This window comes from Paractinoplanes ovalisporus, assembly GCF_016834655.1.
GTDB lineage: Bacteria > Actinomycetota > Actinomycetes > Mycobacteriales > Micromonosporaceae > Actinoplanes > Actinoplanes ovalisporus.
Genome location: NZ_JAENHP010000004.1, coordinates 490,026 through 505,102 on the forward strand (window position 1 = coordinate 490,026; position 15,077 = coordinate 505,102).

General features: G+C 69.4%; 13 protein-coding genes. 4 read left to right on the forward strand and 9 right to left on the reverse strand.

The genetic code is table 11. The features are described from left to right. The first annotated feature begins 36 nt into the window (after positions 1 to 36). The 4 genes from JIG36_RS16360 (at position 37) to JIG36_RS16375 (ending at position 5,032) form a co-directional block, all read left to right on the forward strand. A complete protein-coding gene (locus JIG36_RS16360) occupies positions 37 to 1,809 on the forward strand; it encodes an ABC transporter substrate-binding protein (RefSeq protein WP_203377121.1) in 1,773 nt (590 codons plus the stop codon). A 117-nt stretch (positions 1,810 to 1,926) separates the two neighbouring features. Continuing rightward, positions 1,927 to 2,928, forward strand: coding sequence for an ABC transporter permease (locus tag JIG36_RS16365; RefSeq protein WP_203377122.1), 1,002 nt, complete (start codon positions 1,927 to 1,929; stop codon positions 2,926 to 2,928). A gap of 11 nt (positions 2,929 to 2,939) precedes the next feature. Beyond that, positions 2,940 to 3,980, forward strand: coding sequence for an ABC transporter ATP-binding protein (locus JIG36_RS16370; protein ID WP_203377123.1), 1,041 nt, complete (start codon positions 2,940 to 2,942; stop codon positions 3,978 to 3,980). A gap of 14 nt (positions 3,981 to 3,994) precedes the next feature. Further along, complete coding sequence (locus JIG36_RS16375) at positions 3,995 to 5,032, forward strand: ABC transporter ATP-binding protein (RefSeq protein ID WP_203377124.1); 1,038 nt, start codon at positions 3,995 to 3,997, stop codon at positions 5,030 to 5,032. Positions 5,033 to 5,107: 75 nt separating this feature from the next. On the opposite strand, the gene JIG36_RS16380 is transcribed toward JIG36_RS16375, so the two are convergent. From JIG36_RS16380 to JIG36_RS16420, 9 genes are all read right to left on the reverse strand, one after another. After that, positions 5,108 to 6,532 (reverse strand): calcium-binding protein, encoded by a 1,425-nt coding sequence (locus JIG36_RS16380; protein WP_203377125.1) that lies wholly within the window; start codon positions 6,530 to 6,532, stop codon positions 5,108 to 5,110. Between the two features lie 20 nt (positions 6,533 to 6,552). Further along, positions 6,553 to 7,575, reverse strand: a complete 1,023-nt coding sequence (locus tag JIG36_RS16385; protein WP_203377126.1) for a calcium-binding protein — start codon at positions 7,573 to 7,575, stop codon at positions 6,553 to 6,555. Continuing rightward, the gene (locus tag JIG36_RS16390) at positions 7,572 to 8,591 is read right to left on the reverse strand and encodes a calcium-binding protein (protein WP_203377127.1); all 1,020 of its coding nucleotides are present in this window, start codon (positions 8,589 to 8,591) and stop codon (positions 7,572 to 7,574) included. Before JIG36_RS16390 ends, JIG36_RS16385 begins: the two co-directional genes overlap by 4 nt. Further along, positions 8,588 to 9,748 (reverse strand): calcium-binding protein, encoded by a 1,161-nt coding sequence (locus tag JIG36_RS16395; protein WP_203377128.1) that lies wholly within the window; start codon positions 9,746 to 9,748, stop codon positions 8,588 to 8,590. Before JIG36_RS16395 ends, JIG36_RS16390 begins: the two co-directional genes overlap by 4 nt. A gap of 108 nt (positions 9,749 to 9,856) precedes the next feature. Next, on the reverse strand, positions 9,857 to 11,017 hold the full coding sequence (locus JIG36_RS16400; RefSeq protein WP_203377129.1) for a calcium-binding protein: 1,161 nt from the start codon (positions 11,015 to 11,017) through the stop codon (positions 9,857 to 9,859). 104 nt (positions 11,018 to 11,121) lie between these two features. Then, the gene (locus tag JIG36_RS51915) at positions 11,122 to 11,487 is read right to left on the reverse strand and encodes a hypothetical protein (RefSeq protein WP_236047111.1); all 366 of its coding nucleotides are present in this window, start codon (positions 11,485 to 11,487) and stop codon (positions 11,122 to 11,124) included. Then, positions 11,487 to 12,131, reverse strand: coding sequence for an HNH endonuclease family protein (locus tag JIG36_RS16410; protein WP_203377130.1), 645 nt, complete (start codon positions 12,129 to 12,131; stop codon positions 11,487 to 11,489). The genes JIG36_RS51915 and JIG36_RS16410 overlap by 1 nt, the downstream gene beginning before the upstream one ends. An 87-nt stretch (positions 12,132 to 12,218) precedes the next feature. Then, entirely contained in the window at positions 12,219 to 13,946 is a 1,728-nt protein-coding gene (gene leuA / locus JIG36_RS16415) for a 2-isopropylmalate synthase (protein ID WP_203377131.1), read from the reverse strand. Positions 13,947 to 14,131: 185 nt separating this feature from the next. Beyond that, positions 14,132 to 14,920, reverse strand: coding sequence for a hypothetical protein (locus tag JIG36_RS16420; protein ID WP_307872750.1), 789 nt, complete (start codon positions 14,918 to 14,920; stop codon positions 14,132 to 14,134). Between the last annotated feature and the right edge of the window lie 157 nt (positions 14,921 to 15,077).

Below are 15,077 nucleotides of genomic sequence, written 5' to 3' on the forward strand. Positions count from 1 at the left end.
CGGCCGGGTTCGCTGTTCGAGGAGGTAGGAGAACTGGTGGCAAGCAAGACAAGGGTGCTGGCGGCGTCAGGCGTCGCACTCGCACTCGGGCTCACCACCGCCGCGTGCGGTGGCGGCTCGGACGATGACAACGGGAACAACAATTCCAGCGGCAAGTCGGAGTTCGGCGCCGCTATCACCAGCGTCGTCAACCAGAGCACGACCAAGGGCGGCACGCTCAACCTCTGGTCGTCGCAGGACGCGGACAGCTGGGACCCGGCTCGTGGTTACTACGCGTTCGTCTGGAACCTCAACCGCCTCTACACCCGCAAGCTGGTGGACTACGCCGCCACGCCGGGCAAGGACGGCCTGAAGCTCCAGCCCGACCTCGCCGAGGCCGAGCCGACGATCAGCGCGGACAAGCTCACCTACACCTTCAAGCTGCGCAGCGGCCTGAAGTGGGACGACGGCAGCGCGATCACCTCGAAGGACGTCAAGTACGGCATCGAGCGTGTGTGGGCGACCGACACCATCTCCGGTGGTCCCTACTACCTGCCGAACGTCCTCGACCAAGGCCAGAACTACAAGGGCCCCTACAAGGACACCGACCCGAACAAGCTGGGCCTGAAGTCGGTCACCACGCCCGACGACCAGACCATCGAGTTCAAGCTGGCCAAGCCGTACTCGGACTTCCTCTACCTGCTGGCCATGCCCGGCTCGGGTCCGGTGCCGCAGAAGCGTGACACCGGCGCGAAGTACGGCCTCAAGCCGGCCGCCTCCGGTCCGTACATGTTCAAGGACATCCAGCCCGGCAAGAGCGTGTCGTGGGTCCGGAACCCGAACTGGGACCCGGCCACCGACCCGATCCGCAAGGCGCTGCCGGAAGCGATCAACCTGACCATCACCACCAACGCCGACGACCTGGACAACCGTCTGCTCGCCGGCACGGCTGACCTCGACGTCGGCCAGACCGGTGTGCAGGCCGCGGCGCGGACGAAGCTGCTGACCGACCCGAACCTGAAGGCCAACTCGGACGCCCCGACCACGGGCTTCCTCCGGTTCGCCGACATGACCCCGGTCGCGCCGATGAACGACATCAACTGCCGTAAGGCCGTGATCTACGCCGCCGACCCGACCGCGCTGCAGGCCGCTCGTGGTGGCCCGTTCGCGGGTGGCGACATCGGCACCAGCATCCTGCCGCCGAACATCGCCGGCTCGGACGCGAACTACGACCCGTACAACCGCAAGCAGGGCAAGCCGCAGATCGACAAGGCCAAGGAGGCCTTGGCCGCCTGTGGCAAGCCGAACGGCTTCAACGTGACGATCGCGGCTCGCAACAACCGTGACGCCGAGGTCAAGACCGCTGAGGCGCTGCAGGCGTCGCTCAAGGCGGTCGGCATCATCGCGAAGATCGACCAGTACGACGGTGCGCAGGACTCGGCCATCGGTGGCTCGCCCGAGATCGTGAAGCAGCGCGGCTACGGCATCATCATCACCGGTTGGGGCGCCGACTTCCCGACGGGTGCCGGCTACATGCAGCCGATCGTCGACAGCCGCTACATCGTGAAGAACGGCAACTTCAACCGGGCCGAGGTCAAGGACCCCGCGATCGACAAGCTGTTCGACGACGCGGCCGCCGAGACCGACCCGGCCAAGGCCGCCGAGATCTACAAGCAGATCAACGAGAAGACCATGGAAGGCGCGTACCTCCTGCCGTTCGTGGTCGACAAGGCGCTCAACTACCGCAACCCGCGGCTGACGAACGTCTACATCCACGACGCCTTCGGCATGGTCGACTTCCAGGCCCTCGGCACCAGCGACGGCAAGTGACGTTGCTCCACCCAAGTAACAACGGGTAATTCGAAGGGTTGGTGAAGGCCGCCCCCGGCGGGCGGGCATCGGAGTTCGCGAGAACATCGATGCCCGCCCGTCCCTCGGCCGAAAGTCGTGCTGGCATACATCGTTCGTCGCTTGTTCAACGCGGTTCTCACGCTGCTCGTGGTGACCGCGGTGACATTCGCGATCTTCTTCGCGATCCCCAAGGCCACCGGTAGCGACCCGGCGCTGCTCTACATCGGCAAGCAGTCGGACCCGGCGGCGATCGAGGGCATCCGTCAGAAGATGGGCTTCGACGACCCGATCGTCGTGCAGTACGGCAAGTTCCTGAAGGGCATCGTCGCCGGCCGGGACTACGCCAACGGCGCCGACGTGACGCACTGTCCCGCGCCCTGCCTGGGTTACTCGTTCTCGACCGACCAGGAAGTCACGCCGCTGCTGATGGAGGACCTGCCGGTCACTCTGTCGCTGGCGCTCGGCGCGGCCGTCCTGTGGCTGATCATCGGTATCTCCTTCGGCGTGGTCTCCGCGTTGCGCCGAGGCACGTTCATCGACCGCGCGGCCATGACCACCGCCCTGGCGGGTGTCTCGCTACCGGTCTACTTCACCGGTCTGCTCGCGTCCGCGATCTTCATCTACTGGCTGGAATGGCTGCCACAGGGCCAGTACGTGCCGTTCACGGAAAGTCCGGCGGACTGGTTCGTCGGTCTGCTCCTGCCCTGGGTCACGCTCGCCTTCCTCTTCGCGGCGACCTACGCCCGCCTCACCCGGGCCAACATGCTCGAGACGCTGGGCGAGGACTACGTGCGGACAGCCCGGGCCAAGGGCCTCACGGAACGCGTCGTGATCGGCAAGCACGCCCTGCGCTCGGGTCTCACCCCGATCGTCACGATCTTCGGTCTGGACCTCGGCGCGCTGCTGGGCGGCGCCGTGCTCACCGAGACCGTCTTCAACCTGCGTGGTCTCGGCTACCAGGCCCTGACCGCGATTCGGCAGAACGACCTGCCGATCATTCTCGGCGTAACCTTGATCGCCGCAACGTTCATCGTCCTCGCGAACCTGATCGTCGACCTGGTGTACGGCTGGATCGACCCTCGCGTCCGGCTGGCCTGAGGGAGAGTCACGTGTCCATCGGCGCCACCAACGCCCGCCCCTACCTCGAGGTCAAGGACCTCCAGGTCCGGTTCGAGACCGACGACGGCATCGTCCAGGCGGTGTCCGGCTCGACGTTCAGCCTGGAGCGCGGCAAGACGCTCGGCATCGTCGGCGAGTCCGGGTCCGGCAAGAGCGTCACGTCGCTCGCCGTCCTGGGCCTGCACCGCACCCGCAGCAACGCCAAGGTCGCCGGCGAGATCTGGCTCGACGACCAGGAACTGGTCACGGCCACCGACGACCAGGTCCGCAAGCTGCGTGGCGGCAAAATGGCCATGATCTTCCAGGACCCGCTGAGCGCGATGCACCCGTACTTCACGGTCGGGTCGCAGATCGTCGAGGCCTACCGGGTGCACCACCCCGGCACGAACAAGAAGGTGGCCCGGGAACGGGCGATCGACATGCTCGCCCGGGTCGGCATCCCCCAGCCCGAGCGGCGCTTCAACGACTACGCCCACCAGTTCTCGGGCGGTATGCGGCAGCGCGCGATGATCGCGATGGCGCTGGTCAACGACCCGTCCCTGCTGATCGCCGACGAGCCCACCACGGCCCTCGACGTCACCGTGCAGGCGCAGATCCTCGACCTGATCCGCGACCTGCAGGAGGAGTTCGGCTCCGCGGTCATCATGATCACGCACGACCTGGGTGTGGTGGCCGAACTGGCCGACGACGTCCTGGTCATGTACGGCGGCAAGGTGATCGAGAAGGGCCCGGCGCTCGACGTCTTCCAGAGCCCGCAACACCCGTACACCTGGGGTCTGCTCGGTTCGATGCCGCGGCTCGACCGTGAGGTGCGCGACCGGCTCAACCCGGTCAAGGGCTCCCCGCCCAGCCTGATCAACCTGCCCGACGGGTGTGCGTTCCACCCCCGTTGCCCGTACGCGGGACGCAACGGCAACCGGTCCTTCACCGAGGTGCCCCAGCTGCACGGCGACGTGCACAAGGTCGCCTGCCACCTGCCTCCGGAAGCTCGTACCGAGATCTTCCAGCAGGAAGTACTGCCGAACCTCTGAGCGGAGTGGAAAAGATGAGCGAGAACCTGCTCGAGGTGTCGGGGCTGGAGAAGCACTTCCCGATCACCAAGGGCCTGCTCAAGCGGCAGGTCGGGGCCGTGCGCGCGGTCGACGGCATCGATCTCGAGGTGCGCGCCGGCGAGACCCTGGGCCTGGTCGGCGAGTCCGGCTGCGGCAAGTCGACCACGGGCCGGCTGTTCACCCGGATCCTCGAACCGACCAGCGGCACGGTCACGTTCCAGGGCGAGGACATCTCGCACAAGTCGGTGACACAGCTGCGCCCGCTGCGCCGCGACGTGCAGATGATCTTCCAGGACCCGTACTCGTCGCTGAACCCGCGGCACACGGTCGGGGCGATCATCTCGGCGCCGCTGCAGATCCAGAACATCCCGACCCCGCAGGGTCTCAAGAAGGCCGTGCAGGAGCTGCTGGAACTGGTCGGCCTGAACCCGGAGCACTACAACCGCTACCCGCACGAGTTCTCCGGCGGTCAGCGGCAGCGCATCGGCATCGCGCGGGCGCTCGCCCTGCGGCCCAAGCTGATCGTCGCCGACGAGCCGGTGTCCGCGCTCGACGTGTCGATCCAGGCCCAGGTCGTGAACCTGCTCGACGACCTGCAGCGCGAGTTCGACCTGACGTACGTGTTCATCGCGCACGACCTGTCCGTGGTGCGGCACATCTCGGACCGGGTCGCCGTCATGTATCTGGGCAAGGTCGTGGAGATCGCCGAGCGCGACGACCTCTACAAGAACCCGCGCCACCCGTACACGGTCGCCCTGATGTCGGCCGTCCCGGTGCCCGACCCGGCCCGGCGTGACCGTGCGCAGCGCGACCGGGTGCTGCTCACCGGTGACGTGCCGAGCCCGATCAACCCGCCGTCCGGCTGCCGGTTCCGCACCCGCTGCTGGAAGGCGCAGGACATCTGCGCCACCGAAGAGCCGCCCCTGACCGTACGGCTCGAGGACCCGCAGTCGCACCTCACGGCGTGCCACTTCCCGGTCGTCGACGACGAGACGGTCGCGGGACGCCGTCCGGCGGCGACACCCGCCTGACCCCGTACGCGAAACGGCCGTTCCACCCCCTGAGGGGCGGAACGGCCGTCGCGTTTCCCGGCGCCTCGACGAGAGTCAGGGCCAGGCGACAAGACGTTCGCAGTTGACGACCGTGACCTCCGTACGAGAGGAGCACTGGTCGTCGTCCGCGCCACCGTCGAGCGTGCCCTGAGGCGCCGAGAGCTCGTCGTCGCCGTTCTGGCCGTAGACGCGGTTGGTGCCCCAGCCGGCTTCCAGGTGGTCGTTGCCGTCGCCGCCGTAGATGACGTTGTCGCCGGAGAACGCGGAGACGAAGTTGTCGGCCGCGTTGCCGATGATGGTGTCGTCGCCCTCGCTGCCGTAGACCTTCTCGATGTCGGCGCCGACGGTGTCGCCCTCGCCGGGCCGGCCGTCGTTGCCGGGCGAGCCGTCGAGGTCGACCCGCACTCCCTGCTGGTAGTTCTGGTAGGACACCAGGTCACGGTCGGGGCCGCCGAAGATCTGGTCGGCGAACTTCGGGGCGTTGTACGGGTCGTCGCCGCGCAGGTTGTCGTTGCCGCTGCCCCCGCTGAGGTAGTCACGGCCGTTGCCGCCCTCGATGACGTCGTTGCCGGCGCCACCCGCGATCACGTCGTTGCCGCCACGGCCGTACAGGGCGTCGTTGCTCGGACCGCCGATCAGCCGATCGTTGCCCTCGCCGCCGACCACACCCTCGATCGAGGTGCTGAACGTGTCGCGTTCGCCCGGGGTGCCGTCGTCGCCCACGACCCCGTCGAAGTCGACCGAGACGGGCAGCTTGCGGCTCGTGTACTGCACGATGTCCATGCCGCCGCCACCGATGAAGGTGTCGGAGTCGGTGCCCGCGGCGTACTGGGTCCAGTTGTAGATCTTGTCGTTGTCGTTGCCGGCGTCCTCGAGGTCGTTGCCGGGCCCGCCGGTCAGCTGGTCCATGCCGTTGCCGCCGTAGATCCGGTCGTTGCCGCTGCCGCCGAACAGGATGTCGTCGTAGTCGCCGCCCGAGATGGCGTCGTTGCCGGGCCCGCCGTCGATGCGGTCGTTCCCGCCGTTGCCCCAGATGGCGTCGTTACCGGCGCCGCCCAGGATGTTGTCCGAGGTCGCGTTGCTGGTGATCCGGTCGTTCCCGGCGCCGCCGTCGACGGTCGCGCCGCGCACGCTGTTGTTGACGTAGGTGTCGTTGCCGTCACCCAGGTAGGTGCGGGACCAGATCACCGGGCGGCCGCCGGTCGGCGTACAGGTGACCTTGGTGCTGTCGCCCTGGACCGTCCTGCAGCCCGCGCCCGCCTTGATCGGGAACACGTCGTCGACCGTCATGGTGTTGCCGGTCATCGTGATCACGACCTGGTTGGCCCGGCCCGAGCCGGCGACGTACTTGACGACCTGGGACTCGACGATCGAGACCACGCCGGTCGTGGCGGCCTGGGCCGGCAGCGCGACCGCGCCCGCCCCCGCGGTGGCCATCAGGACCACGCCGGTACGGGCGGCCCACCTTCTGCGTGACATGGCTGCTTCCCCCGTGGTTGCTATTTCTCGCACTCGGCGAAGGTGTCGGCGGCGTCCGGGATGCAGGTGTCGCTGCCGGGACCGCCGTTGACAGTGTCGCTGCCGCTCGCGCCGTTGAGGTAGTCGTTGCCGGAGTCGCCCCAGAGGTGGTCGTCGCCCCCGCCCGCGGCGATCACGTCGTTGCCCGGGCCGCCCCGGAACTCCTCGTCACGAACCGAGCCGATCAGCCGGTCGTTGCCGCGGCCGCCGGTGACGGCCTCGATCGAGGTGCCGAGCGTGTCGTGCTCACCGGCCGCGCCGTCGTCACCCTTCACCGCGTCCGGGTCGGCCGCCACGGGCTTCGCGCGCAACTCGTACGAGACCGTGTCGAAGCCGGATCCGCCGACGAAGGCGTCCGCATCCGACTTCCACGGGTCGGCGTTCTGAGAGAAGACGTCGTCGCCGGGGCCGCCGTCCTCGATGTCGTTGCCGACGTACCCGTTGATGGTGTCGTTGCCGTTGCCGCCGTAGATCCGGTCGTTGCCCTCGCCGCCGAAGACGGAGTCGTCGCCGTCGCCGCCGGACAGCGCGTTCGTCCCGGACTGGTCCGAGAGGTAGTCGTCGCCGCCGAGACCCCAGATGGCGTCGTTGCCGTCGCTGCCCCGCAGCCGGTCACCGCGGGGGCCACCGGTGATCCGGTCGTTGCCGTTGCCACCGTCGGCCGACATGGCCAGATCGGTCCGGTTGACCACGGTGTCGTTGCGGTCACCGAGGAAGGCCTGGACCCAGAGCGGTTCGACCGGCGTGGTGCAGCGGACCTTGGTGCGGTCGCCGCTCACCGCCGAGCACCCGGCCCCGGCCCGGATCGCGACGACGTCGTCGACGGTGACCGTGCGGCCGGAACGGGTGAAGACGACATTGTGGGCCTGGTTGCCGGCGTTGTAGCGGACGATCTCGGACGCGACGACCAGGACCACGCCCGGGGTGGCCGCCGCGCTCGCCGGTGCGGCGACCGAGGCCACGCCCGCCACGACCGAGGCCACGATCACACCGGTCCGCTTCACGGCAGCTCCTCGCAGTTCAGGATCGTGTCCTGACCCTCGCGGAGGCACTGGTCGAAGCCGCCGGCGCCGTTCACGTAGTCGTTGCCCGGGCCGCCTTCCAGGACGTCGTCGCCGCTGCTGCCGGCGAGCACGTCGTTGCCGGGACCGCCGTGGAGGCTGTCGGCGCGCGGGGTGCCGATCAGCCGGTCGTTGCCGTTGCCGCCGAGAATGGCCTCGACCGAGGTGCCGAGGGTGTCCTTCTCGCCGGCCATGCCGTCGTCGCCCTTGACCGCGTCGGCGTCGGCGATCACCGGCCGGCTCCGGGCGTCGTAGTGCACGGTGTCGTATCCGGTGCCGCCGATGACGGCGTCGGCGTCGGCGAAACCGATCGGGTCCATGTTCTGGAAGATGTGGTCGTCGCCGGGGCCGCCGTCCTCGATGTCGTTGCCCGCGAACGCGTTCAGCGAGTCGTCGCCGTTGCCGCCGTAGAGCCGGTCGGCGTCGTTGCCACCGGTGATCACGTCGTTGCCGTCACCGCCCGAGAGGGCGTTGCGGCCGTGCCAGCCGTCGATGGTGTCGTTGCCGCCCATGCCCCAGATCGCGTCGTCGCCGATGCTGCCGTCGAGCAGGTCGTTGCCGGGCCCGCCGGTGATCCGGTCGTTGCCGGCGCCGCCCTTGGCCGACAGGTGCAGGTCGGTCTTGTTCACGAGCGTGTCGCTGAGGCCGCCGAGCACGACCCGGGCCCAGGTCGGGTTGACCTTGAGCGTGCAGCGGACCTTGGTGCTGTCGCCGCTGACCGCCGCGCAGCCCGATCCGGCCCGGATCGCGACGACGTCGTCGACGGTCACCGTGCGGCCGGAGCGGGTGAGGACCACGTTGTGTGCCTTGGCCGGGTCGGAGACGTAGGCGACCACCGTCGCGCGCTCGACCGAGACCACGCCCTTGGGCGCCGCGGCCTGGGCCGGTGTGACGCTCAGGCCGACGGTGAGCAGGCCTCCGGCGACAACGGCGATTCCCGTACGCAGGAAGGTCGTCATCGGATGGCCACCGCTTCCGTCTTGATCAGGCCGGCCTCGCGGCGCAGCGAAGCCCGCTCCAGAGCCGGAGCGCCGTTGCCGTACTCACAGTTGATCACGGTCTCGCCCGGCTCGACGTCGTCCGCGCAGTAGTCGCGGCCGTCCCCGGCGTCCACATAGTCGATGCCGCTGCCGGCCCACACGGCGTCGTCCCCGCCCCCGGCGAGCAGCGTGTCCTTGCCCGCACCGCCGTCGAGGGTCTCGTTGCCCCGCGCCGAGCCGACCAGCCGGTCGTTGCCCGAGCCGCCCCAGATCTGCTCGATCGAGGTGCCGATGGTGTCGCCCTCACCGACCGCGCCGTCGTCGCCCTTGACCGCGTCGGGGTCGGCCGTGACGGCGTTGGTCCGCTGCCAGTAGAGAACGATGTCGTCACCGTCGCCGCCGGCGAACGAGTCGGCGTCGGTGCCCCGGGGGTATTCGACGTCCTGGTAGAAGAAGTTGGTGCCGGGGCCGCCGAGCTCGATGTCGTTGCCGGCGTCGCCGCGCAGGAAGTCGTCGCCGGGGCCGCCCTCGAGACGGTCGTTGCCCGGGCCGCCGTAGATCGCCCGGTCGTTGCCCTCGCCGCCGTACAGCCGGTCGTTGCCGGTGCTGCCGGAGAGCACGTCGGCGCCGTCGCCACCCGAGACGGCGTCGTCGCCGCCCTCGCCGCGCAGCACGTCGTTGCCGCCCAGGCCCCAGATGCCGTCGTTGCCCTCGCCGCCGTAGACGTCGTCCTTGAGCGGGCCGCCGGTGATCTTGTCGCTGCCGGCCCGGCCCCAGGCGGTCATGCCCAGGCCGCTGTTGTTGATCAGGGTGTCGTTGCCGTCGCCGAGGTCGACCCGCACCCAGATCGGCGCCACCGGGAGGGCGCACCGGATCCTGGTGACGTCGCCGCTGACCGCCGAGCAGCCCGTGCCGGCCTTGATGCCGTAGACGTCGTCGACCGTGACCGCGTTGCCCGAGCGGGTCAGCACGACGGTGTTGGCCTTGCCGGACGCGGCCGTGTAGACCACGATGTTCGAGCTCACCACCGAGACGACCCCGGTGGCCGCGGCCTCGGCCGGAAGGGCGATCCAGGCGACCCCGGCCACCGCGGCGGCGCCGAGCACGCCGGTTCCGATGCGGACAGTCCTCTTCACGGTCGATTCCTCACGTGTCGGTCTCCCACAACAAATTCCTCCCGTACGCCGGAGAGACGCCCGCCGCCCCGGTCAGGTGACCGGAGCGGCGAGTAAGGGTGGTGCTGCTTACTTGCGGGCCGCGCGCAGCTTCTTCGCGAAGTCGACGAGCCGCTCGCCCTCGGGGAAGGAGTCGATCCGGGAGGCCGAGAGGCCGTCGCCGATGATCTCGCAGCTGAGGACCGTCTCGCCCGCCGCCGGGTCGACGCACTGGTCGGTGCCGCCGGCGCCGTTCAGGGAGTCGCGGCCCTCTTCGCCCCAGAGGATGTCGTCGCCGGTGCTGGCGGCGATGGTGTCGTTGCCCGGGCGGCCGAAGAAGCCCTCGTCGCGCGAGGTGCCGATCAGGCGGTCGCCCGCGCTGCCGCCACCCAGCACCTCGACCGAGCTGCTGATCGTGTCGCCCTCGCCGGCCGAGCCGTCGTCGCCGGCCACACCGTCGGCGTCGGCCGCCACCGGCTTGGTGCGGAACTGGTAGTCCACGGCGTCGAGGTCGGGGCCGCCGGTGAACGAGTCGCGGTCGGTGCCCGCCGGGTAGTCGTTGGGCGAGTCGAACTCGTCGACGCCCGCGCCGCCGTCGAAGGCGTCGTTGCCCTGGCCGTTGATGAACCAGTCGTCGCCGGCCTGGCCCGACGCCTTGTCGTTGCCCGCGCCGTCCCAGAACGTGTCGGCGCCGTTGCCGCCGATCAGGCTGTCGTTGCCGTTCGAGCCCGAGATCGAGTCGTTGCCGTCGCCGCCGGAGATCGAGTCGTTGCCGTTCTCGCCCCGGAGCACGTCGTTGCCGGCCAGGCCCCAGATGGCGTCGTTGCCGTCGCCGCCGTAGACGTCGTCCTTCAGCGAGCCGCCGGTGATCTTGTCGCTGCCGGCCCGGCCGTAGGCGGTCATGCCGAGGTTGCTGTTGTTGATCAGGGTGTCGTTGCCGTCGCCGAGGTCGACGCGGACCCAGGACACCCCGGCGCAGGTGATCTTGGTGGTGTCGCCGGCGACCGCGGCGCAGCCGGCGCCCGCCTTCAGGCCGTAGACGTCGTCGACGGTGAGGACGGCGCCGTTGCGGGTCAGCACGACGGTGTTGGCCTTGCCGGACGCAGCGGTGTAGGTGACCACGCCACCCGACCGGGAGACGACACCGGTGGCGGCGGCCTCGGCCGGGAGCGCGATCCAGGCGGCTCCGGCGACGGCGGCGGCACCGAGCACGCCCGCGGCGGCGCGGATGGAGGTCTTGCGCTTGTCCACGACTGGTTCTCCTTGAGGCTTCAGCTACGCGAGGAGGTTTGGCGAAGCCTGGAGATCATAGGACGGTACGGGAGCGTTCCGCTGTCCCGCACCGCCCCGAAAGATCAGCCTTCCGGACGATTCAGGATGCCCACAACGACAGCGTGAACGGCATCGATGTCCGAGGGGTCCCTGAGTGTGGCCTTGGCGCCGGTCACGACGTACCACTCGTCGGCGTCCTTGTACTGCACCCGCACCACGACCTCGGAGCCGGAGATCTCCGTGCGCAGGGTGAGGTCGCCCGTGACGACGCCGACCTCGTCGGTCATGACGCCGCCCTGCCCCGCCACGATGTCGGTGGTGAGAGGCGCCGGAGCCGCGGCGGCCGCGGGTGCCTCGGGGGCGGCCTCGGCCGCGGGGGCCTCGGCGGTGGGTGCCTCGGGTGTGGGTGCCTCGGGTGTGGGCTCGGCCTCAGGCGCGGGCGTGGTCATCAACAACTCCCCAGCATGTCCTCGAGCGCGGTCTTCTCCTTGGTGGTGACCGTCAGCTTCCACTTGACCTTCACCGCGATCCAGTCTTGCGCATATTCGCACCAACTGCTCGATTCGGTCGGCTTCCAGGTGGACGGATCCTGGTCGCCCTTCGACCGGTTCGAGGAGGCCGACACCGCGATCAGCTGCGGGTCGTCGAGGTCGTTGGCGAATTCCTCGCGCTGGTCGGTCGTCCACTTCGAGGCGCCCGACCGCCACGCGTTGGCCAGCGGCACCATGTGGTCGATGTCGACCTTGTCGGGCGCGTTGAGCACCTTGCCGTCGTAGAAGCTGGTCCAGGTGCCGGCGACGACGTTGCAGCCCGACGTCTTGACGTTCCTGCCGTCCCGCTTGAGCACCGAGTCGCGCACGTCGCAGTTCGAGCCGGTGCTGCGCCAGTGCGGGAACTTCTCGCGGCTGTAGCCGCTCATCGAGCCCGCGCGGGTGACGACCTTCAGAGTGTCGAGTTCGGACGCCGAGGCGGTGGCGTCCTTGGTGGAGCCGGTGCTGGTGGGCGCCGGCTCCAGGGACACGCCCTCACAGGCCGAGAGGGCGAGCAGGGCGGTGGCGGCTACGGCGGCGAAGAAGGGGGTACGAGGGGGCACGCTCCTCAGCGTAGGAGGAGCGCGCCCCTTCTGCCCGAGTCGTCGCCCGTGGGCGGAAGATCCCGCGCGCCGGACGACGGTGAAAAATCAGCTCGCGCGGTTGACGGCGCTGGTCACGGCCTTGATCGACGCGCTCACGATGTTGGCGTCGATGCCGACCCCCCACACCGTGCGGTCGCCGACCTCGACCTCGACGTACGCCGCGGCCTGCGCGTCACCACCCGAGGTGAGCGCGTGCTCGTTGTAGTCCAGAACCCGGGCGCTGATCCCCAGCGGGGCGATGGCCTGGACGAACGCGTCGATCGGGCCGTTGCCGACGCCGGCCAGCGGCCGCCGCTGCCCGCGGTGGAAGATCTCGACGTCGATCTCGACCTTGCCGTCGCGTACGGAGGTCGAGTAGTCCTCGATCGTGAAGGCCTTGCGGGTCTGGTGCTCGACCAGGTATTCGCCGGCGAAGATGTCCCACATCTCCTGCGGGCTGACCTCGCCGCCCTCCTCGTCGGTGTGGTGCTGCACCACGCCCGAGAACTCGATCTGCAGCCGGCGCGGCATGTCGAGCTTGTGCTCCTCTTTCATGATGTACGCCACGCCGCCCTTGCCGGACTGCGAGTTGACCCGGATGACCGCCTCGTAGCTGCGGCCCACGTCCTTGGGGTCGATCGGCAGATAGGGCACGCCCCACGTGAAGCTGTCGATGTCGGTCCCGGCGGCGTCCGCGTCGGCCTGCAGGGCGGTGAAGCCCTTCTTGATCGCGTCCTGGTGCGAGCCCGAGAACGCGGTGTAGACCAGATCGCCGACGTACGGGTGACGCTCGTGCACGGGCAACTGGTTGCAGTATTCGACGGCGCGCTTGATCTCGTCGATGTCCGAGAAGTCGATCATCGGGTCGATGCCCTGCGAGAAGATGTTCAGGCCCAGGGTGACCAGGTCGACGTTGCCGGTGCGCTCGCCGTTGCCGAACAGGCAGCCCTCGATGCGGTCGGCCCCGGCCAGCAGGCCCAGCTCGGCCGCGGCGACCGCGGTGCCACGGTCGTTGTGCGGGTGCAGCGACAGCACGATCGACTCGCGCCGCGGCAGGTTGCGGTGCATCCACTCGATGGAGTCGGCGTACACGTTGGGGGTGGCCATCTCGACCGTGGCCGGCAGGTTGATGATCAGCGGCCGGTCCGGGGTCGGGTCGATGACGTCGATCACGGCGGAGCAGATCTCCAGCGCGTAGTCGAGCTCGGTGCCCGTGTAGGACTCGGGCGAGTACTCGTAGAAGATCTCGGTGTCGGGGGTGTGGATCTCGGCGTACTTCTGGCAGAGCCGCGCCCCGGTGGTGGCGATGTCGGTGATGCCGTCCTTGTCCAGGCCGAACACGACCCGGCGCTGCAATGTGGACGTCGAGTTGTAGAAGTGGACGATCGCGCGCTTGGCTCCGCGGATCGACTCGAAGGTGCGGTCGATCAGGTGTTCCCGGCACTGCACCAGCACCTGGATGGTGACGTCGTCGGGGATCAGGTCCTGCTCGATCAGCTGGCGTACGAAGTCGTAGTCGGTCTGCGACGCGGCCGGGAAGCCGACCTCGATCTCCTTGTAGCCCATCTGCACCAGCAGCATGAACATGCGCCGCTTGCGCTCGGGGGACATCGGGTCGATCAGGGCCTGGTTGCCGTCGCGCAGGTCGACCGCGCACCAGCGGGGCGCCGCCTCGACGGTCTTGCCGGGCCACTGGCGGTCGGGCAGATCAACGGCGAACTGCTTCTCGTACGGCACGTAGCGCTCGAACGGCATCTTGCTGGAGCGCTGGGTCTGGAAAGCTTCTGCGGACATGTGGAACTGCTCCAAAGAGGGAGAGAAGACGAGAAGGCGGCGCGCGTCAGCCCCGCGACGAGGTGCCGGCCTCGAATGGGGCCTCGTCGCGGCAGCGAAGAAGAAGGAGCGCCTGCCACATGTCGAAAATGACCCTACGTGATCAACTCGGGGGTTGCCAGCCGTACGCCCGGATGGTGGGAAGCTCAGGCCGAGGGGACGATCCCGGTCGGCTGAACCGGGGGCGCGGCCGGTGGCGCATCCATCCCCATCGGCGGACCGGCGGTCTCGGGGCCGGGCAGCGGCACGGTGGCCGGCCCGTCGATCTGGTTGCTGACCTTGAGCTCGCCGAACCCGACGCGGACGGCGGTCAGAACACCGTCGTCGGCGTAGCAGTAGATGCCGACGTCGACCGGCGCGGTCAGCGAGGCCGAGATCGAGTCGACCGAGAAGCAGGTGCCCTTGGCCCCGGCCAGCGGCGGCACCTCGGCCACCGAGAGGGCGGCCTGCCGGTCGGTGAAGACGCTCAACCCCGGCCGGAAGAGCCGCTCGACCTTGGGCGAATAGTCGGCCGGGACACGCTTGCCCGGCTTGGCGACCTTGACGCAGGTCGGGCTGATCGGGTTGGACTGCGAGCCCAGCGTGCACTGGAAGACGCCGGCCGCGGTGGAGACGATGGTCACGTCGGCCGTGCCCCCGAGCGCGCCGCCGCTGACGTCCACCCGCCAGGTGCCGTCGCGGCCGATCTGGGCGACGACGTTGCGGGGCTGCCCGTTGCCGTCGTCGAACGAGTAGAGAGCCGAATACGCCTTGTCCAGGGCCGTCGCGGCCTTGGCGGCGAGCAGGCCGCGGGCGCCCGAGACGGCCTCCGAGGGCGGCGCCGACGAGGCCGAGGGGGCCGGTTGCGGGTCGTCGCCGGACGCGCCCGAGCACGCCGCGACCCCGGTGAGCAGCAGGGCGGCGGCGGACGCGACCACGACGGAGGAAGCTCGCACCGAGACATTCTCGCCTCCATCGGCCGTTATGCCCGTCTAGTGCGTCCCACTGTTCCTTCGGCGTGTCGCGCGTGTCCCCGGGCCGTACCCACGGGGACGTAACCGCCGGAATCTGGGATCGGCTGTCGGTGGTCGGCTGGGACGCGGCTACTGTGGT